The sequence below is a fragment of the Micromonospora sp. CB01531 genome (assembly GCF_001905095.1).
Lineage (GTDB): Bacteria > Actinomycetota > Actinomycetes > Mycobacteriales > Micromonosporaceae > Micromonospora.
The window spans coordinates 22502-41436 of record NZ_LWLS01000068.1 but is presented as its reverse complement, the minus strand read 5'-3'; the positions used below and the strand labels follow the sequence as shown (position 1 = coordinate 41436).

Annotated in this window: 22 protein-coding genes and 2 pseudogenes; 12 read left to right on the top strand and 12 right to left on the bottom strand. The window is 65.4% G+C overall.

The window, feature by feature from the left end; all coding sequences use genetic code 11:
* Window positions 1-6: 6 nt before the first annotated feature.
* Complete coding sequence (locus A6A27_RS44260; protein ID WP_158073995.1) at window positions 7-150, bottom strand: hypothetical protein; 144 nt, start codon at window positions 148-150, stop codon at window positions 7-9.
* Window positions 151-288: 138 nt separating this feature from the next.
* Window positions 289-1095: pseudogene (locus A6A27_RS17415) on the bottom strand (transposase); the annotation flags it as partial.
* 330 nt (window positions 1096-1425) lie between these two features.
* On the opposite strand from A6A27_RS17415, the gene A6A27_RS17410 reads away from it, so the two are divergent.
* The 5 genes and pseudogenes from A6A27_RS17410 to A6A27_RS17395 all read left to right on the top strand — a co-directional run.
* Window positions 1426-1893 carry a TIR domain-containing protein gene (locus A6A27_RS17410; RefSeq protein ID WP_073835714.1) on the top strand — a complete coding sequence of 156 codons (468 nt, stop codon included), beginning with the start codon at window positions 1426-1428 and terminating at the stop codon, window positions 1891-1893.
* Between the two features lie 6 nt (window positions 1894-1899).
* The gene (locus A6A27_RS17405) at window positions 1900-2514 is read left to right on the top strand and encodes a hypothetical protein (protein WP_073835665.1); all 615 of its coding nucleotides are present in this window, start codon (window positions 1900-1902) and stop codon (window positions 2512-2514) included.
* A 115-nt stretch (window positions 2515-2629) separates the two neighbouring features.
* Window positions 2630-3169 carry an NUDIX hydrolase gene (locus A6A27_RS47510; RefSeq protein WP_083672657.1) on the top strand — a complete coding sequence of 180 codons (540 nt, stop codon included), beginning with the start codon at window positions 2630-2632 and terminating at the stop codon, window positions 3167-3169.
* Window positions 3170-3253: 84 nt separating this feature from the next.
* Entirely contained in the window at window positions 3254-3958 is a 705-nt protein-coding gene (locus tag A6A27_RS43195; RefSeq protein ID WP_143194037.1) for a hypothetical protein, read from the top strand.
* A gap of 197 nt (window positions 3959-4155) precedes the next feature.
* A pseudogene (locus A6A27_RS17395) lies at window positions 4156-5522 on the top strand (IS1380 family transposase); the annotation flags it as partial.
* A gap of 251 nt (window positions 5523-5773) precedes the next feature.
* Here A6A27_RS17395 and A6A27_RS17390 read toward each other — a convergent pair.
* The gene (locus A6A27_RS17390) at window positions 5774-7249 is read right to left on the bottom strand and encodes a nucleoside triphosphate pyrophosphohydrolase family protein (protein ID WP_241825314.1); all 1476 of its coding nucleotides are present in this window, start codon (window positions 7247-7249) and stop codon (window positions 5774-5776) included.
* A gap of 124 nt (window positions 7250-7373) precedes the next feature.
* Here A6A27_RS17390 and A6A27_RS17385 point away from each other — a divergent pair, with 124 nt between their 5' ends.
* Genes A6A27_RS17385 through A6A27_RS17370 form a run of 4 tightly spaced genes read left to right on the top strand, consistent with a single transcriptional unit; the run spans window position 7374 to window position 9809 of the window.
* A complete protein-coding gene (locus tag A6A27_RS17385; protein ID WP_073835662.1) occupies window positions 7374-7664 on the top strand; it encodes an acyl carrier protein in 291 nt (96 codons plus the stop codon).
* Window positions 7661-8086 carry a helix-turn-helix domain-containing protein gene (locus A6A27_RS17380; protein WP_073835661.1) on the top strand — a complete coding sequence of 142 codons (426 nt, stop codon included), beginning with the start codon at window positions 7661-7663 and terminating at the stop codon, window positions 8084-8086. The genes A6A27_RS17385 and A6A27_RS17380 overlap by 4 nt, the downstream gene beginning before the upstream one ends.
* Window positions 8083-9030, top strand: a complete 948-nt coding sequence (locus tag A6A27_RS17375) for an ImmA/IrrE family metallo-endopeptidase (protein ID WP_073835660.1) — start codon at window positions 8083-8085, stop codon at window positions 9028-9030. Before A6A27_RS17380 ends, A6A27_RS17375 begins: the two co-directional genes overlap by 4 nt.
* Before the next feature lie 2 nt (window positions 9031-9032).
* The gene (locus tag A6A27_RS17370; protein ID WP_241825313.1) at window positions 9033-9809 is read left to right on the top strand and encodes a hypothetical protein; all 777 of its coding nucleotides are present in this window, start codon (window positions 9033-9035) and stop codon (window positions 9807-9809) included.
* 12 nt (window positions 9810-9821) lie between these two features.
* Here the strand turns inward: A6A27_RS17370 and A6A27_RS17365 are convergent, their stop codons facing one another.
* On the bottom strand, window positions 9822-10082 hold the full coding sequence (locus tag A6A27_RS17365; RefSeq protein ID WP_241825307.1) for a hypothetical protein: 261 nt from the start codon (window positions 10080-10082) through the stop codon (window positions 9822-9824).
* 47 nt (window positions 10083-10129) lie between these two features.
* Window positions 10130-11176: a nucleotide kinase domain-containing protein gene (locus A6A27_RS17360; protein ID WP_158073994.1), complete on the bottom strand. Its 1047-nt coding sequence runs from the start codon at window positions 11174-11176 to the stop codon at window positions 10130-10132.
* Window positions 11177-11226: 50 nt separating this feature from the next.
* On the opposite strand from A6A27_RS17360, the gene A6A27_RS17355 reads away from it, so the two are divergent.
* The 3 genes from A6A27_RS17355 to A6A27_RS17345 all read left to right on the top strand — a co-directional run bounded on the left by A6A27_RS17355 (window position 11227) and on the right by A6A27_RS17345 (window position 13713).
* A complete protein-coding gene (locus A6A27_RS17355; protein WP_073835657.1) occupies window positions 11227-11523 on the top strand; it encodes a hypothetical protein in 297 nt (98 codons plus the stop codon).
* Between the two features lie 164 nt (window positions 11524-11687).
* Window positions 11688-12647 (top strand): TylF/MycF/NovP-related O-methyltransferase, encoded by a 960-nt coding sequence (locus A6A27_RS17350; RefSeq protein ID WP_073835656.1) that lies wholly within the window; start codon window positions 11688-11690, stop codon window positions 12645-12647.
* Between the two features lie 67 nt (window positions 12648-12714).
* On the top strand, window positions 12715-13713 hold the full coding sequence (locus A6A27_RS17345) for a nucleotide kinase domain-containing protein (RefSeq protein ID WP_198940342.1): 999 nt from the start codon (window positions 12715-12717) through the stop codon (window positions 13711-13713).
* 289 nt (window positions 13714-14002) lie between these two features.
* On the opposite strand, the gene A6A27_RS17340 is transcribed toward A6A27_RS17345, so the two are convergent.
* The 7 genes from A6A27_RS17340 to A6A27_RS17315 all read right to left on the bottom strand — a co-directional run bounded on the left by A6A27_RS17340 (window position 14003) and on the right by A6A27_RS17315 (window position 18929).
* Complete coding sequence (locus tag A6A27_RS17340) at window positions 14003-14527, bottom strand: phosphotransferase family protein (RefSeq protein WP_338013295.1); 525 nt, start codon at window positions 14525-14527, stop codon at window positions 14003-14005.
* 48 nt (window positions 14528-14575) lie between these two features.
* Window positions 14576-14797, bottom strand: a complete 222-nt coding sequence (locus A6A27_RS47150; RefSeq protein ID WP_338013294.1) for a hypothetical protein — start codon at window positions 14795-14797, stop codon at window positions 14576-14578.
* Window positions 14798-14812: 15 nt separating this feature from the next.
* On the bottom strand, window positions 14813-15178 hold the full coding sequence (locus A6A27_RS17335; RefSeq protein WP_241825306.1) for a hypothetical protein: 366 nt from the start codon (window positions 15176-15178) through the stop codon (window positions 14813-14815).
* 200 nt (window positions 15179-15378) lie between these two features.
* Window positions 15379-15999, bottom strand: coding sequence for a hypothetical protein (locus A6A27_RS17330; protein WP_073835655.1), 621 nt, complete (start codon window positions 15997-15999; stop codon window positions 15379-15381).
* A complete protein-coding gene (locus tag A6A27_RS17325; protein WP_073835654.1) occupies window positions 15996-16652 on the bottom strand; it encodes a GNAT family N-acetyltransferase in 657 nt (218 codons plus the stop codon). The genes A6A27_RS17330 and A6A27_RS17325 overlap by 4 nt, the downstream gene beginning before the upstream one ends.
* An 11-nt stretch (window positions 16653-16663) precedes the next feature.
* Window positions 16664-18154, bottom strand: coding sequence for an APC family permease (locus A6A27_RS17320; RefSeq protein ID WP_073835653.1), 1491 nt, complete (start codon window positions 18152-18154; stop codon window positions 16664-16666).
* A gap of 79 nt (window positions 18155-18233) precedes the next feature.
* Window positions 18234-18929 carry a GOLPH3/VPS74 family protein gene (locus A6A27_RS17315; protein WP_083672656.1) on the bottom strand — a complete coding sequence of 232 codons (696 nt, stop codon included), beginning with the start codon at window positions 18927-18929 and terminating at the stop codon, window positions 18234-18236.
* Between the last annotated feature and the right edge of the window lie 6 nt (window positions 18930-18935).

Genomic DNA, 18935 nt, shown 5'->3' with positions numbered 1-18935 from the left:
TCGGCGTTAATTCGTCGGGGGTTGGGTCCAGGCGGTGGGGTCGTTGAGGTAGAGGCCGCAGGCGCAGTCGAGGGCTTCCTCGGCGGTGCCGGCGGTGTGGCCGCTGGGCAGGAACGAGTCTTCGTATCCGTCTTTGCTTGCGTGGCCCACCGCGACCATGGTGCACACCCCGCTGCACGCCAGCTGGCTGAACCAAGTGGAGATCTACTTCTCCATCGTGCAGCGCAAGGTCGTCACCGAACTGCTGCGACAGCCCGACGTAGGGTCCTTGCACCCCTCTCGGAAACACAGCGCCTCACGGCGCACTTGCACGATGTGGAAGTGGTCGACGACCAGCACCGCGTGCGGTAACACCTGCCGGATCGCGGACTTGAACACGGTGCACATGTCGATCGCCACCGCCTTCACCTGCTCACGCGAGGCCTGAGGGCGGGCGGTCAGCCAGCCGGTCACCGCCGCTGTGCTACGACCTTCGACCTGCGCCAGCAGGCCCTGACCACCGGACAGATCGCAGAAGCCGACGTGCCACCGGTCCGCGGTCGTGGTCCACGAACCGGCCTGCTCATCCCAGATCCAGTGCGGCTTACCGCGACGCACCTCGTCGATGCCCAGCACCGCGACCGGCTCCGGCTCGGCCGGCAACACCGCGCTCACGTGGGCGGTGAACGCGGCAGCGACGACCGGCCAGGAGATGCCGTGGTCCCTGGCGGCCTGCACGATCGTGCGACCCCGCGTCGGCGACCGCCCCCCCCCCCCCCCCCCGGCCGCCTGCCGCAGCCGGGTGGTCAGCCGGGCACGGGCCGGGACCTGCGCGACCTGCTCGGTGAACGACTTACGCGGACAGCCTGGCGTCGGGCAGTACCAGCGACGTTTGCGCCAGCGCAGCCGTACCGTCCGGCCTCCGACTGGCAGGTCCCGTGGCCGGGTTGTGGTCCATTGCTTCACCTTCAGCGCCCGCTGCCCGCATTGCGGGCAGCATCGTGCCTGCTCACAGCCGGTGGACAGGTCCACCACCGGGACGCCGGTGACGTCCACCTCGAGCCGCCCAGCGACCAGGCCGTCCAGGCCCAGCAGCCGAGTCGTATCGTTGACCATGCTCGCAGCTCTTCACTTTGACCATCCGAACTAGACACTCGGATGATCAGTGACGGGCTGCGAGCCCTTCACGCTCGGGTCGACTCACCCGCGAACCCCGCTCAAGTTCGAAGAGCCGAAATGACGCCGTCCGAAGTGGTCCGAGCAACTCACGCCCGTCCAGGCTCTCGTAGAGTATGAATCCGCCCAGGACACCTAGCCACGGGGAATCGCCCGGCGCCACTCCTCTCCGGTACGTCAAGCCGACCAGGTGTCGGCGCAGCCTTCAATCTAGAGGCGAGGAAGTGTCGCACCCATCCGCTACCCTCTTCTAGCCAGGAGAGGATGCACATGTCGAACCAGCACAACGTATTCATCAGCCACCGCCACGAGGACGACGCCCTAGTGGCGGGGCTCAAGGATCTACTCAAGCGGCAGGGCGCCAACGTCCGCGACTCGTCAGTGACGTCGGAAACGCCCAACAGGGCAAAGGACCCCGACTACATCAAGAGCCTTCTCGCGGAGCGCATTCAGTGGGCGGGCAAGATAGTAGTAATTGTCTCACCTGATACGAAGAAGCACCACTGGGTCGACTGGGAGATCGAGTACGCAAATCGGCACCCCGATAAACGCATCATCGGCGTATGGGCGCCAAACGCCCACGGGTGTGACTTGCCTGAGCCGCTCGAGCGCCACGCTGACGCTGTAGTCGCTTGGAGAGCCGATGCCATCATCCGAGCATTAAACGGCGAGAACAATTGGCAGGCACCCAACGGAAGCGATGCGTCGGCGCGCACAATCAGCCGGATTGGCTGCTGAGTTGGCGTGAGGCTCTATAGCTACGTTGTGCGATACGACATCGGCTTCGCACCCAACCCCTTCTACGGATGGTGCACCCTTGCGACGTGTAAACAAGACATCCGCGCCCGAGCTGGCATCGGGGACTGGATCGTTGGCACTGGCTCGCGAGAGAACGGCCTAGGTAACCGATTGGTCTATGCCATGCGGGTCGAGGAGATCTTCGCCTTCGACGACTACTGGAATGACAGCCGCTTCGCCCGTAAGCGCCCCAGCTTCCGCGGCAGCCTAAAGATGGCTTACGGCGACAACATCTACCATCGTGACTCGAATGGCATTTGGCAGCAAGCAGACTCGCGGCACAGCTTTGCCGATGGAACACCCAACCCAGGTCACATTGAGCGGGACACAAAAGCTGACCGTGTACTTGCATCCCGCGACTTCGTTTACTATGGCGGCAGCGGCCCCATCATTCCACAGCGCTTCCGGATTGATTACGGGATCGATCTAATCCATGGCGCCCCGTCGTACAGAGTCAACTTCCCGAACATAATGCGCGATGATGTCATCAACTGGATCCGGGACGACCTTGGTATGGGCCTCCAAGCAGATCCATACGCGTGGGACCACCTCCGCAGATGATTGCCGCTGGCATCCACCCGACCCCACTTCACCGTACACCTGAGAGCGTGGCCTAGCCACAGATTCCCGGCGCTCGAGCATTCACAGCTTGCCCGACATCGTCTAACCTCTCTACATGCCACACAGGGGCCCCTGGGACAAGCTCGCGAGCGAGCGCACCCTCCACACACCACACTTCGACGTATACCGCGACCAAGTTAGGCGTCCCGACGGCAGCATTGGTCATTATGACTGGGTCGCCGCTCCAGATCAGGTGCGAGTGGTTGCCCTTGCAGGCGACTCGATCCTCCTAATCGACCAATACCACTATTTGGCTGGGCAGGCGCTTCAACTTCCTGGTGGAAGCCTTGAACGCGGCGAAGAAAGCCTGGTTGCAGCCAGGCGCGAACTCCAGCAAGAAACCGGTTTTAGCGATGGCACTTGGACCAACCATGGGTCCGTACGCCCACTACCCGGCTTGACCACGGCGCAGGTCCACCTATGGTCAGTTCGCAATATCACGGAGGGACCAGCCTCGCCCGAGTCGGCAGAACGAGATCTTCGCGTCGTACGGCTTACCGTCCAATCAGCTGAGCAGGCGGCGCTAGACGGCAAAGTCGAGTGCGCCGCGAGCGCAGCATTAATCTTGCGAGTAACGGCCGGAATAAAAGGCTGAACATCTTCGGCAGTCAACCTCGGGCATCGTATTAGCGGGTTTTAAAGAGGGGGCATACCCCTCCGACCTCGTGGGGGTCTCGTAATGACCTGGCGCGACCTGCTCCACATCCAGATCAAAGGGTGGGGCATCGATGTACACGTTGGAGGCGGCCTAATCGGCGCCCTCATTGGCCTCGCCATCGGGGCGGAACTGCTCCGTAAAGGCACCCGTCCATGGAAGCTCACCAAGGCCAACTTCACATTTGCCGGTCTGGGACAGATCGAGATCTGCCCCGACAACGAGGTCGCTAAGATTGCACACAATGCATGGGTAGAGCTTTGCTCCCGGAAGGCGGCAATCCCCTTCGACCCCGAGCATGACGTCATCGTCGAGGTCTACAACTCTTGGTACGAACTATTTCGCGCGTTACGCGACCTTGCAAAAGCGATCCCGCCAGAATCTGTTCGGGCCAGTGGCGACGCACCTGTCCTAGCCGAGGTACTGATGAAGGCACTGAACGACGGACTTCGCCCTCACCTCACCAAGTGGCAGGCCCGCTTTCGGCGCTGGTATGACACCAGCCTAACGGAACCGCGCTTTGCCTCGATGACCCCGCAGGAGACTCAGCGGCAGTTTCCGGATTACGAGGAACTTTTGGCTGACCTGCATAAGGTCAACTCCGGCATAATCCAGTTCACTGAGGAGTTGCGACGGATTGCGCATGATCGGCAACGCCAGCGAATACGGCTTCCCTTCAGGAAATCTAAGGGCCACATCAAGAGAGTATCTTTGCAAGACCCAGCATGAGGCCTTCATCGCTTGGGCTCGTCAAAGCTGCCATGCGCCGCTATTGCACATGCAGACAGGCCCTAACCTGGGTGATTCATGGTTATCGCCGGGATGTGCTGTTCGTCGGCGTGTAGATGAGCGGAAGTGCCTGCCCTGCAAGGGAAACTTGTCATTGCGACATCTACAGGTTTCTCTCTGGGGGAGGCACTTCCGAGGTGCAGCTTACGGCGTGGTCGAGGGATCTGCGGGTCACCGCGGGTGGTCGGGTGTGGTGTCGCACGTTGGTGCGGCGTTGCTGCGGTTGCTGGCTGGTCGGTCCGGGTTGACCGGGCGTTGTCGGTGGGGCTGGCCCGGGCCTGCTGGTGGCCGGTGCATGGTCGGGGTCGGGTGCTGGTCGACCTGGCGGTGATGATCGCTGACGGCGGGGAAGCGATCGCGGACATCGACGTGCTGCGCCACCAGCGGGAGGTGTTCGGGCCGGTGGCCTCGGACACCACGGTGTGGCGGGCCCTGGACGAGATCGGCGTGGTGCAGCTGCGGCGCATCCGGGCCAGGGCGAAGGTACGCGCCCGGATGTGGCAGCTGTTCGGTGGTCCACCGGCGGCGCGGGCGGCGGGCCGGGACATCGGCACCGGTGTGGTGGTCCTGGACGTGGACTCCACGATCGTGGTCGCGCACACCGACAAGGAAGGGCGCTGCGGCCACCTACAAGCACAGCTTCGGGTTCCATCCGATCCTGGTGACCTGCGACAACACTGGGGAGTTGCTGGCCATCACGTTGCGACCGGGCAACGCCGGGGCCAACACCGCCGCCGATCACCTCAACGTGCTCGCCCAAGCCATCGCGCAGGTCCCCGCGAAACACCGGCGGCACCTGCTCATCCGCGGTGACGCCGCCGCGGCCACCTACGCCGTGCTCGACTGGCTGACCGAGCAGGACAACAAGCGCGGCCGGCGGGTGGAGTACTCCCTCGGTTGGTCGATCGGCGAGACCGAACGCGCCGCCATCACCGGCCTACCCGCCCAGGCGTGGTCAACGACGATCGATGCCGACGGCGGTGTGCGTGACGGCGCCGCCGTCGCCGAACTGACCGGCCTGCTGCCCCTGCCCGGCTGGCCGGCCGGGATGCGGGTCATCGTCCGGCGGGAACGCCCCCACCCCGGCGCCCAACTGACACTGTTCGAGCACCAGGAGGGCTGGCGCTACACCGCGTTCGTCACCAACACCCCGACAGGAGCCTTGCAGTGGTTGGAGGCCCGTCACCGGGCCCACGCCCGGGTCGAGGACCGGATCCGCTGCGCCAAGGACACCGGCCTTCGCCTGCTGCCCTCCCGCGAGTTCGCCATCAACGCCGCCTGGTGCACCGCCGCAGCGATCGCCATCGACCTGATCGCCTGGTTGCAGCTCATCGGCCCCAACGGCGACCTGGCCAAAGGCGAACCGTAACGGCTGCGCTACCGGATCCTGCACACCGCCGCCCGCCTCGTGCACGGCCAACACCGCCGCTGGCCCCGCATCCCCGCCACCTGGCCCTGGGCCGAACAGATCACCGCCGCGTTCAACCGGATCACGGCCATCCCCGCCCACGGCTCACCAGCACAGCCGCTGCCCCAACAACCCGGAGGACTCAGGAGACCACGCCCGCCGCCGCGACGGACGGCCACCACCATGCCCCGAGCCAGGCCACATCGACAAACAGCGATCAGACCTGCCGGCCCGAAGGAGCCGGCATCAGTCGTGAATCATCGAAGCTAACAGGCTTCCGTGTCAATCCTGTCAGGTTGGGCGTGCCATAAGTGATAGTTCTTCGTCACGGTCGCATGCCTTGTCTACTACAGATCTTTCTGCCAGGTCTGCAAGAATTTGCGGTAGAGTCCAGGATGATCTGCTCGGAGGGCGGATACGCATCGGATGGCTTGGTCCGCAAGCCTTGCCGTCAAGCGGGAACGGGTGGACGGTACGGCAGGTCCGTCAGCAGCGGTAAAGCAATCCTCCAGCTCGGCAAAGGTGCCGTCCAGGGCAGCCACAAGATCTTCGATTGCCTCGTCCACTCCAGTGTCGAGAACGGCGAGGTCGGCGATTGCAAGGAGGCGTTCGACTCCTTCGGGTCCATCGCTCCATCCAATCCCGTCGTCCCGTGCAGGAAGAACCTCGGCGAGAATGACCGGATCCTTATCGGCTAGGAATGTCAGGTACTTGAGTGCATAGACGTAGAGATCGACAGCAGTATCGAGGGCATTCTCGTCCGCCGTCGACTCTAGGGTGACCGCGACAATCTTGAGCCGGTCGACCTTCCGTGCGATGTTCGCCATGATCGAGATCAGCTCGCCACGGCGCTTCCAGGAGTTGCCGTAGGAGGCGTCCTTACGCCGGTGGAGGCCGGCTACCACGGCCTTGAACGTCTCTGCGGCGGAGGTTTCTTCGGCGGCGCCGGCGGGTGGGTCGGGTTCGACGACTGTAAGGGTCTGCCTGTCGAGGTCGAGGTGAACGGTGCCGCCGCAAACGCGGCGCAGCTTCCTCCAGGCCGCGAACCCGGTGAGGATCGCTTTCTCCCAGTCTGCCGTTCGATGCGCACCGACTTCGAGGTGGGCCACCATGCCCTGGATCGTATCGAGGACATCGTTGTCGACATGATTTTTGCCCTCAAGGTAGCGGTGGCGGCTGGCGTAGGAAAACACGAGGGCGGAGATGCCCTCCTCGATAGCGATCGCCCGGCCGCCGTCCTCTGCCTCGTCGGTCTGTGGGTTGCTGCGGCGCTTGCGTTTCAGCAGTGACCTCATGACCGGTGACCAGCCGAGTACCGCGGCGTAGGAGAGGTGGAAGATGTCGTGGAAGCAGTACCCGTCAGCAATGTGCGAGGCGTTGGTGATCGGGTCTCCCACTTGCACACCGTTACAGGTGAGCACCGACATCTCGCGATCTTCGGGTCCCCGGGTCAGGGTGAAGACGAAGTCGGCACGCCGTGGAAGCTGCTCGCCGGATTCGAGATCGTTGTCGAAGGGGATCGCTTCGGCGGGTGTACGGCGCCAGCGGTCGGCGATCTTTCCGAGGTTGGCGGTGGCCACGTCGTCGAGGTCGAGCTCGAGGTGGTGTGCGACAGTCGACAGGTACCAGAGGACGTCTCCGAGTTCCTCCCGCATGCGGGCGCGGAACTCCGGATCCGACGGACCGTCGCGCAGCTGCTTCTTGTAGGCGGTCAGGACTGCTCCGGCTTCGCCGGCGAGGCCGAGCAGGGCGACCGAGAGATCGTCGCCGCCCGCCTGGAGCGGCTGGATCGTCTTTGCCGCAGAGCGCTGGTACGCCCTCATCTCCACCTAGTACTCCATCCTGTCGATGACCGCTTTCACCACACCCTGATTGACTATCCCACATGGATTGTCGTAGAGTCCAGCAGCACGACGAATTTCCCGACAACAGAGTCGAGGCGAGTTCATGCAGCGCGTGGCCAGTCCCACGGTGGCCGAGATCGTCGACGTGGTCGTCCGCCTCCTCGCCGACGAGTGTGGCATGTCCGAGGCGGATGTACGCGATGAGCTGGAGGAGGGCGGCTGGGAGCTGCCGATTGACTCCTTGCGTATCGTCGAGATTTTGACCAGGGTCGAGCAGGACTTCGACGTTGAGGTTCCGGCTGATGTGGACTCAGCTCGTTCGATGCGCTCGGTTCGAGCCTTCGCGGAAGTTGTTCGAGCCGCCTGCACCACCAGCGACAGGAGCCCATCATGACGACGACACCAGAAGCCGCGTCCGCTCGCGCCAGCGAGTCATCCCTTCTTTGCGAGCGGCTGAGGCAGGTCCGCGAGTACCTCAACTTTTCTCAGCAGTGGGTATCTGAGCGGACGGGCATTCCGCGGTCCGCGATCAGCGAGATCGAGCGGGGCGCCCGGAGGGTCGACAGTCTGGAGCTCAAGAAGCTGGCCCGGCTGTACCGGTATCCGGTCAGTTACTTCCTGGATGAGGACCTCGGCGCCATCCCCGCCGAGCACGCCATGGCTGGACTGCCTCGCCGACTGACCAACCTGAAGCCAGAGGACCTCAACCAGGTGATGAAGTTCGCCCAGTTCCTGGAGTTGGCCTACCAGGCGGACACCGAGGCCGACGGAGAGGATGACCATTCGGCACCGGACCGCCGAGGAGCGTCATCGTGAACTGGCTGACGGCCCACCGAGTCGCAGGCATCGCCGCAGCCAATCTGCGCCGCCGCCTCGATCTGCCCGATGACCGCTACGTTGACGTGTTCGCGGCTCTACGGCGCTGTGGCCTCATGGTCGCAGGACAGGAAATGCCGAATCTGTTCGGCATGTACTTTCCGGCAGGGCCGAACCGACACGGTGGCATCTTCCTGAACAGCACCATGGGTGAGGCAACGATTCGGCACACCGCTGCACACGAGCTCGGTCACGCGGAGCTGGGGCATGGACGGTGCCTGGCCGAGTGCCTCGATCCGCTCAGCGGGACAGCACCGCAGCAGTGGCCGGACGAGGAGAAGCAGGCGGAGGCGTTCGCGGCTTGGTTCCTGATGCCAATCCGGGCGGTCAAAGCAACCTTGATCCGGCTAGGGTTGGATGTTCCACGCGAGGCGATGGATGTCTACCAGCTGTCGCTGCACCTGGCGACGTCGTATCGCGGGACGTTGCGGCACGTCCAGCATCTCAGGATGGTGACCCCGGATGCCGCGAGGGGCTGGGCCGCAGTTCAGCCTGCGCGACTGCGCGCCCTCCTCAGCTGCCAAGACGGCCAGCCCCCCGCCCGTGTCTGGGACCTGACTGGTCTGACCGAAGGTAGTTATCTGCCGGTGGAGCAGGGCGACCGCCTCATCGTGCGCGCTCCCTGGCTGGGCGACGACCCTGAGTTCACCGGCCCCGACGGGGTGACCATGCTCGCCGATCCACACGCCGTCGCCCCCGGCGAGGGCGTCGAATTCGACGTCACCGGATACATCGACAGCGAGTCGATGCTGACCGTCACGTCGCGAGATCGGAAGGAGACCTGGTCTGTCACTCTCATGCCCACGCCCGACGACCACCGCGGGCTCATTGCCAGCGCGCGGGCTCAGATCCTTATTGGGCCGATGAGCGGAGCGCGACGGTGAGCATGATTAGCCTAGAGGCGTCCAACGTGTCCACGGCGTGGCTGGCGGCCGCAGCCAGCCTCGACCACGAGCCGAAACGGAAGGCGGTCCACACCGTGGTCCGGATCGCCGACCCGGTGGCCGAGACGCCTGCAGTACGGGCGGCCATGGACAAACTGCTAGCAGCCCAAGATCTTCAAAGCGTGGACACGGTCGCCAACACAATTTTTCCCGTCGCGATCGCCGAGTCGAGCCGCGACCACGCGGAACTCGTGGCCCGGTACGTGCGGATGTACCCATTTCTGCGAAAGCGTTACTCCCAGAACAGCCGCGGCACCTACTTCGGTCGATTGGTCCAATACCCGACCGGTAAGGAGCCGTTCGACCAAATCGGCGCCGTCATCACGCGGGTCGGCATCGAACGAGATGGCGGCAATCCCAAGCATGCGCGCTACGAGGCCACTCTGGCTCTTCCCGACGACATGACCACGAACGTGCCGGTCTACGTCCCGGGCCGCGACAACAACGCGATGGCTTTCCCGTGCTTGAGCCACTGTTCGTTTCAGCTGGACGCGGAAGGCCACGTACACCTGCTGGCGACGTATCGCAGTCAGTACATGGTCCAGCGCGGCTACGGCAACTATCTGGGGCTCGGTCGGCTACTTGCCCACGTCGCAGGACAGACCGACCTGCAGGTCGGCCACCTGACCGTGGTAGCGGGACTCGCGCATCTGGAGCCCCCGATCATGCCGGTGCGCAGCTTGCTGGCTCGCTTCGCCAACAATGCGCTGGAGCTCTGACGGCAAGTGTGGTTACCGCATGTGACTGGCGCGAGCAGCGGCGAGGGCGCTGGTGACGGCGGGGTCGTCCAACACGGCGAGGCACTCATCCGCATAGGCCGAGAACCCGGTCAGCGTGCTGGCCAACCGCAGGTCGGCGCTGACGTCGATGTGGCTGCTCTCGACGTGCAGGTCGCGGTGGATACGGGCTCCGAGCCGGTCCAGCGCGGCGGCCAGGACGGTTACGGCGTCGGCGTACGCCACGTCGGCGCCGACCTGCAGGTCTGGGGACATCATGCTCTCCTCGCGTGGGCGGGTCCTGTGTGCGGGTGAAGGTGTGATCATGCCGTGAGCGGGGCGGCCGCAGTCGCCATGTGCTCGTTGATTCCCCACTTTGGCGGGAACCAGGCGGTCAGTGGTTCGGTGTCCTGGCGGTAGTTCTGCTTGATGTTGGTCCGGCCGCTGATGCCGGCGATGCCCGGGTGTGCGATGCGGGCGTACTTGTCGACCTCGCAGAAGAGGTTTTGGCAGTCGATTAACTGGAGGCGCCGGCCACCCAAGGTCGAGAAAGACAGTCCCAGCCGCGCGAAGTGCTGTTCCTGCGTGTCGGCGACGTAGCGAATGATGTCGGCTTCGATGCCGTCAGCGGCCACACCGAAACACTTGCGGATACCGTCGCGGGCACCTGGCCCGGGAACCACGAACTCCATCTCTTCGAAGTCAAGTGCAGTCCCGTAGTTGAGGTCGATCGCGAACTGGTAGGCCAGAAAGTTCCCGAACGCGGGGAATGACCGCAAGATCTCGAACACTTCGCCCAGGCTCCGGGCATCCGCGATCCGAGCCGGCGCCGATGCTGCCATCATCACCTCAATCAGGCGGAGGTGGTTGCGGTGCTTACGCGCCTCGCCAAGATGCGGCGGCGGGATCACGTACGCGGCGGAGTAGAGCCGCTCTCCGGCCGTGAGAGCCTCACTCAACGCGCGCTCTAGGACCTCGAACCGGTACCCGCGCCAGGTGGGTATGCCTACTGTCCTATGCAGCCGCCGCCAAGTTGACGAGCGATTGAACAGCTTGAACAACACGGTCCGGAAGAAGACCTCGTCCCAGGCCTGGTCGCCGCTATATATGACGTCGCGAATCAGGTGTTGGCTGACCCGGTCCGCGGCGCGGTAGCAGTTGGTGAATCGGTACTGGGCAAGGATCGGGTCGTTCGTCCAGGGGTGAGGCACCTCGTGCAGACGGTCGAGGTAGATCCGTTGCCGGGCCTCCGCAAACCGCCAGTAGGTGTCGAAGACCGGAGTTGGCGCCAGGCGTCGGCCCGCAACCGTGATTGCCTCACGGCAGGCCGTTGAGCTGCGCACCGCATGATCGAGTACAGCCCCTGACATGTCCCTACTATATAGTAGCTACGTAACTAATGATAGAGGGCGGGTGGCGCGTGGGTCTGCTAAAGGATTCGCAACGCCGCACGACCTCGATCCAATGGCCGGCCGAGGTCGACGCCCATCTCGACATCCTGGTCCGGCTGGCTGCGGATGAGGGGATTCCGATCAGCCGCGCGCAGATGTTGTCGGCGCTCGTTGCGAACGCGAGCCTGAGTGGCCCCACGGTGGCAAAAATCGCTCGTCGGTACCTCGGCCAACTCAAGGTTGGAGATCTGACCCGGGCGGCGCCGGACTCCGATGAGCTACCGGCGGTACGCCACCGCGGCAGGCAGCGGGCCCAGCCGAGCTAGGCAAGACCGGCTTCGGTCGGCCCGGCCTACGCCTGTCCTCGGCGACCTTTGGCACCGGCTCCGCGGATTGCCCGCCGACACAAGCCGCCGGGCCGTGTGGGCGACTGGGCGTCATAGTGGGCGCTTACAGCCTTCCACTCATGCACTTGGTCAAAGGAGCCGCCATGCAGGACAACGATTTTGTCAAGCTCGCAGAGGATCTCGAAGCCGAGATGCTCGGCGGCGCCACCAAGGTCGCGATCCTCGGCGCGACCCCCACCGCACTGCGACTCACCGCGCGACTCGCCGGCATCGGGCTCGACGCCTGCCTCCGCGGCATCTACACCGACCAACCCGCAGCCCTGCCGCTGCGGGTCCCGGTCCGGTCGCTGCAGCAATTGCGCCGCGATCCCGTCGAAGTGGTTGCTGTCGCCGACGACGAAAACAAGGAGCACCTGCTCAGCGCCGCTCTCCCGTATCTGAACGGCACTCCGAAGGTCATCGTCGCTGGCTACGGTCACCTTGCCTACCGCGACTCGGGCTACCGTCAGGAACTCGCCGGGCTGCTCGTGCCGTCACTCGCCAATGGCTACCCGAACACCCTGCCCCACCTGCACCAATGTCTCACCAACGCCGCCCGCATCGGCCTGTGCGGTGTGGTCGCCGAGTTCGGCATGTTCAAAGGCGGCACCACCATGTTCCTGTCCCGCATCATCGAGCGCCTCGGCGTCGATTGGCCGGTCATCGGCTTCGACACCTTCGACGGCTTCCCAGCGCGACGCAGCCCACTGGACATGTACGACCACCCCGACTGCGTCTTCACGGACCTAACCGCCGTGCGCCGGTACCTAGCCGACCGCGCCGTCGAGATCGTTCCCGGCGACATCGTGACCACCGCCCGCCGGCTGGCCGACGAAGACCTGGTCTGCACCTTCATTGACACCGACAACTACACCCCGGCGCGGGCCGCGATCGAAGTCGTCCAAGAACGCACCCTGATCGGCGGTGCGATCGTGTTCGATCACTTCACCGGCGTCGACCGGTTCCGCTACACCCTCGGTGAGCGCATCGCGGCGCTACCCCTGCTGGACGACCCCCGCTACTTCCATCTGCATAACACTGGAGTGTTCTACCGGCAGCGGTAACCAGGGGGCTTGTCAACACCGTTAAGTTGACGTGATGACCCGGCGACCACCCACGCCCCGAGAAGGCGTGTACGAGCTGTACTGGTACATGGCCAGCCAACGCCAGGCCATGTTCGAACGACGCGTCGCCGGAGACGCTCCGCCGTGGACGGACGATCCGATCCTAGCCGCCTACAAATTCTGCAACGTCTACCGCGCGGCCGACCGCGTCAGCCAATACATGATCCGCGACGTGTGCTACCACGACGAGGATTGCACCCCGCAAGATCGTGTCTTCCAGATCGTTGCGTTCCGCACCTTCAGCAAGATCGATACGTGGCGGTCCGTCCGCGACCACCTAGGCCGGTACCCCACTCTCGAGGACCTCGCCGACGGCGGTTTCACCACAGCACTCGACCGCGCCGTCGTCGTCAACGGCGGCCTCTATACCGGCGCATTCATCCTCTGCGCCACCGACGCCTACGGCCAAGGCCGCAAACACCTCAATCACGTCGAACTGTGGCGGCACATGTTCCTCGCCGACGACCTCGCCGATCGTATCCTCGACGCCACCAGCCTGCGCCAAGTCTACGACCTGCTTCACGGCTACCCGCTCATGGGCGACTTCATGTCGTACCAGACCGCCATCGACCTGAACTACTCAGCGTTGCTGAACTTCAGCGAGAACGAGTTCACCCAGGCCGGCCCGGGCGCGCTGCGTGGGATCCGGAAGTGCTTCGCGGACCTCGGTGACTACTCTCCAGCCGACGTGATCCTGTGGATGCTCGAGCACCAGGTCGAAGAAATGGACCGGCTTGGGTTACCGTTCCGCGGCTTGTACGGCCGACCGTTACACGCGGTCGACTGCCAGGGCCTGTTCTGCGAAACCGACAAGTACTGCCGCGAAGCAGTTCCGGAGCTAGCAAGCGCGCGAAGCAGGATCAAGGCCCGGTTCACTCCGACCCCGACACCCATTGGTCTGTTCTTCCCCCCGAAATGGGGCATCAACAAGGCGCTGCCCGCTGCACCGGTCTATTCGTCTGCGAACTCGTTACCACAAACATATGTACAGGCGGCAATATTCTAGTCACTGAGCACGTCATCGGCCGCCTCGCGAGGCCATGACCTGGCGAGGGTTGCACCACGAGGTGCCTTTGATGGCCGATATCCCGTGACGCCTCAAACTGATGATTTGGCCCGGCATGATCAGAGGCGCCTCAGCCGCCTACGCCGTCCGTGTATCAATAATTGTCATTCTGCGACCTGCCGGGCCCAGGTGCCGCCGCAACACCGGCTCGGCGCTCGCACACGACGAGCCCCGGTCACCTCTGCGTAGGCGGCCGGGGCCTGGTCGTGTGTAGAACGGGTCAGGGTGGTTACTCAAGGTCTCGGACGGTCGCCGCCGTTCGGTGGGCCGCCCACTCGCCGGCCCAGGCCGCGAGGTCGTGCACCCATCCCTCGGTGCTCTGCCGGGACTTGGCAGACCACTTCGAGGCGTTCCTCGATGCGAAATCGTCCAAGACCTCGCGGTCGGTCGCAGTCCACGTGGAGAACTGCGCCAGCCAGTCCTCCGCCTGTTCGGGAGTGTGCCCGCTGCCGATCAGCCATTGGACGAGCAGTGCCAGTTCGACCCACGGGGCCGCCTTGGTCGCCCATGCCCAGTCGACGATCCGCAGGCCGCCTGGGGTCATGATCAAGTTAGCTGGGTTGAGGTCGGAGTGGACCAGCATCCCGCCGTCCATCGCCGGATGCGCGAAGCCGAGCCGGGCCGCCGGGGTGAACCTCGGCTCGCCTAGGGCGGGGGTCTCCTGGAGTCCCTTCAGTGCCACTGCGAGCAGGTCGAGATCCGGGCTGCCGGGCGACAGGTCGGGGTGGGGACCGTCGAGATGTTCGCTCCCCACCACCAACCAGCCGTCGCGCTCGAAGTGCCACAGGACTGCGGGCGGGTACTAGCCGACGGCCTGGGTGGCCGCCAGCTCGTAGCGCAGTGACTGGAAGGTCAACCGAGCAGAGGCCGCCTTGATGAAGACCTTTCCGCCTGCCGCGGTGAGGGTCGATGCGATCTCCGCATGGTGGCCGCTCGGAGCCGAGACTACGTCGAAGGCGCCGCCGACCCGTTCGGCGATCCCCGCTGTGACGGTGTCCGGCAGAGCGGTCCAGTCGCTGCGCATCGGTGCTCCGATCGGCTAGGCAACACCGGGCTGAGGCGGGTTCGGGGGACGGCAGGACTTACCCTCACCGTTCCAGAATCCCATGTCGACCAGGTAGCCGGTGCGGTGCAACGCCGCCAGCGTGTAGTTGATGGCGGTGCCGTCCTGCCTGGCCTCGGTAAGGTTCGGGCGGTGGTGCACGTAGTGGCCCGCGATCTCCATGCAGGCGGCCGTGTAGGGCTTGGTGATCTGGAGGGCGGCGTGCCAGACGGCATCGACCGGACGGGTCGGGACGACCCGGTAGGACTCGCAGGTCGGCAGCAGCAGCCCGAAGTCGGGGATGTCCTGCGTCCTGCGCGTCGGCGTGCGCCTTGAGGAAGACGAGGAACTGCTCGACTGCACGCTCGGCGTAGGTCTGGGTGACCTCCTGCTTTGGCGGCGAAGTAGCGGGTGATCTTGTCGAACGTCTCGGCGGAGACGAGGGTTCGGGAATCTGCGGCGGCCGTGGCCGGCCTGTCTGCGGTGATGGTCAAGACCCCTCCTTCAAGGGGGTGAGTTCGGAGAGTCGCTCTCCGTGCCGTGGTGCACCTGGCCGGGTCACGTCATCGGGTGGCGTGGCCTGGTCGGGGGCTTGTGCGGCCCGCACGGCTGAGCGGCCACAGCCTTGGCCCGCTTGGCAGATGCAGCGGCAGGTCCGCCCGGTAGCCGTGCGCGCTCAGCAGGTCCCGGGCGCCCTCGGTGGTGGTGACGGCGTAGGTGGGAAGGCCGGTGCCGTCGACGAGATCGTGGTGACGGTCAAGCAGGTCGCCGGCGGTGCGCCATCCGTAGTTGGGATGCACGGCTAGCCAGGACAGCCAGTGGTGCGGCGCGGCGGACCTGTAGCTATGGACTGCGGCGTTCAGTTCGGCGAATCGGGAAGCGGTCCGCCCAGCGAACGTTGTGAGGTGGTGGTCCCCGAGCATCCAGTGATCGGTGTTTGGGGCGTGGGTGCGCCACACCGCGACTGCCGACCAGTCCAGCGCCACCTCGACGCGGCCGGTCTCGACTGCGTGGTCGACGTCGACCGCGAGCAGCGGGTGCAGGACCCGCAGCCGTTCTTGCGGGTCCGGTACCAGCCACTCGGCGACCGGGTCATGCTCCATTGCAGTAACCAGCAGCGCGGTGACAGCGGCGACGTCGGAGGGTCTCGCCCGCCGCGAGGGGGCGGCCAGGGTGTTGTTCACCGGGACCGCCGGTGCGGCAGCATGACCGTACGCACCTGCTCACCGACGCCTCCGTCGGTATGCGGGCGCCACATCGGCCAGAGCGGCGGTGCCTCGAACGACGCCTGCATTGGCTCGCCGGCCTGGTAGCCGTGCCGCAGGTACAGGTCCCGGTTGCGGGTGTTGGACGCCTCCAGGTACGCCGGCCGGGCCTCCTCGTCGATGGCCTTGTGCGCGTGGTGGAGCAGCATCGACCCGACCCCACGGCCCTGCCATGCGGGGTCGACGGCGAGGTACGCCAGATAGTCGTGCGGCATGGGCGGGTGGTTCGCCGCGAACACCGCGTCGAGCAGGTGGAACTTCGACGCGTACTTTCCGCACGCCAGATCCAGCTGCTGCCGGTGTGCCGGGTCGGCCGGGGCGGGCTCTGCATCACGCCGGTACCAGATGGCTACCGCGGACAGGTTGGTGGTGGTGTCGACCCAGCCGTGCCGTAGCCCGAGGTCCAGCATCAGACGGAAGTAGCGGTAGTAGACGACGCGGCGTTCGGTGCGGTTCGGGATCAGCCAGTCGGCGACGGGCCCGTCAAGGAACGCGTCGACCAGCATGGGCAACAGCGGGCGGGCGTCGGGCGCGGCGGCCCGACGGACTCCGAGCCCGGTACGAACGGTCATGATGGTGCTCCTCATGCGGGCTGGTGGACAGGATCAGAGACGTGCTGCGCGGCTGTCGCGGCGTCCGCGCCGAGACCGATCACCTGGTACACGTCGGGGCGAGACGAGCGCAGGACGAGCGCCCACACCAGCCCGATCAGCGCGGCGACCCCATAGGCGGCGGGAAACAGCCACCTCAGCTGCGACGCCGGTTCGACGCCGAGGAGGGTGTCGAACTGGCTGATCGTGACGGTGAGGATCGTGCCGAGCGCGGCGGTCGCCAGGATCGGCGCGAGGATCGTCCGCCACGGCCCGTCCGTGTTCTGGGCGCGGGCGAAGAACGCGACCACTGCGGCGGAGGTGACCGTCATCAGGATCAAGACGCCCAACCCACCGGTGACGGTGACCCAGAAGAACAGGTGCACGATCGGGTCCGCGTCCACGAACGCGTACGCGAAGATGACGGCCAGGGCCAGGGTGCTCTGCGTGATGGATCCCCACTTCGGGGCTCCCGTACGCCGGCTGGTCCGGCCGAGCACGGCCGGGAGCACCCGTTCCCTGCCGAGGGCGAACAGGTACCGGGCCACGGTGTGGTGGAAGCTGAGCAGAGCGGCGAAGAGGCTGGTGATGAACAGGATCCGGCCGGCCGTGATGATCGACTGCGCGAGGTGCGGGGACACCAGGTTGAAGATCAGGTCGGTGCCGTCCGTGCTGGCCGCGTCCACGATCTTGTCAGGGCCGGTGGCCACGGACATTGCCCATGCCGATCCGCCGTAGAGCAGGCCGGTAATGGCCACCGCGACGTACGTCGCCCTGGGCACGGTCCGCTTCGGGTCCTTCGTCTCCTCGGCGAATACGGTTGTGCCCTCGAACCCCACAAAGCCCGTGATGGCCGTGACGAGGGCGGCACCGATGCCGGCGGCCAGGATGTGGGAGGGGGCGAGGGTGTCGAACGTGACGGTCCCGCCGGCCGGATGGCTGACCATGACCACGTCGTAGACAAGCGCAATGACGACCTCCGCGACGAGCATGCCCGCGAGGACCACGCCGTTGAGGTCGATCCGCAGCACCCCTAGCACAGAAACCACCGCCCACCCGGCGAGAGCGCATAGCCACCAGGTGGTGTGCCAGCCACGGCCGTCGAGGTAGGCGGCCAGGACTGCGCCGAATCCGCCGTAGAGGCCGATCTGCATGGCGTTGTAGCCGACGACGGCGATCAGGGCCGTGGCCACGCCAGCGGGCTTGCCGAGGCCCCGGGTGACGTAGGTGTAGAACGCCCCCGCGTTGACGATTCGCCTGCTCATGGCGACATAGCCGACGGAGAACAACGCGAGGACCGCAGCGACCACGAGGTACGACACCGGGATGCCAACCACACCGGTGACGGCGTACCCGGTCGTCGCGCCGCCGGCTACCACCGTGAGCGGGGCGGCGGCGGCGATCACGAAGAACACGACAGCGAACGTGCCGAGTCGGCCACGTGCCAGCACAGCCGATACGGCGTCAGGAGGAGATGAGGACATGGGGGAAGTTCTCCCAGGAGGTGGAGGTGGAAAGGGTGAAGCGTCCGCACCGAGGGGTGCGGGTGACACAGGCCGCACCTCAGGTGCGGTGGCTCATGACGGCGTTCCCGATCGCGGCGTTGAGGGCAGCCAGCAGGTCCCGCATCGGCGGTGGAGCCTCTGCCAACAGTTGTCTCAGGTACGCGGTCGAGGCATGGGACGTGCCCTGGAGGATCCACTGATCAAGCCGGACCTCCCGGGCGATCCCAGCAAGTGCGAGGTCGAACGTGTCCAACGGTTCGAGGTCGCGCAGCGACCCCACCAGCCGTGCCCACGACCACGCGGCCACGTTCATGTCCGTCGGCTCGTACACCGTGACGGTCTTGAACATCCGCCGGTAGGGCACCGGCCGGACCATCCCGGCCTGCAACAGCCGTTTCGCCACCAGGTCGTAGGAGGTCGCGGCGAGGTAGGCCAGCCAGGTGCGAGTGGCGGTGTGCTGCGGCGAGGCAATCAACTGGGCCAACACCTGGTGTTGCAGCCAGTCGTCCGGCGCACGACGGTCCAGGATGGTCAGATCCCCCCGCTCGAAGTGGATCCAGCGGGCGGAGCCCAGCTCGGCGAGCAACGCGGCGGCCAGCCCGAAGGTGATCGAGCTGTGGGGCAGCCGCGGCCTCCCGCTTTGATCGTCGTGGGCGAGCATGAAGAACTCGTCGGCGAGCAGCTCCGGCTTGTGCGGGCCGCTCCTGACTCTCACGTGGGCCAGGTCGAGCATCGGTTCCGGGAGCACGTGCATGGTCGG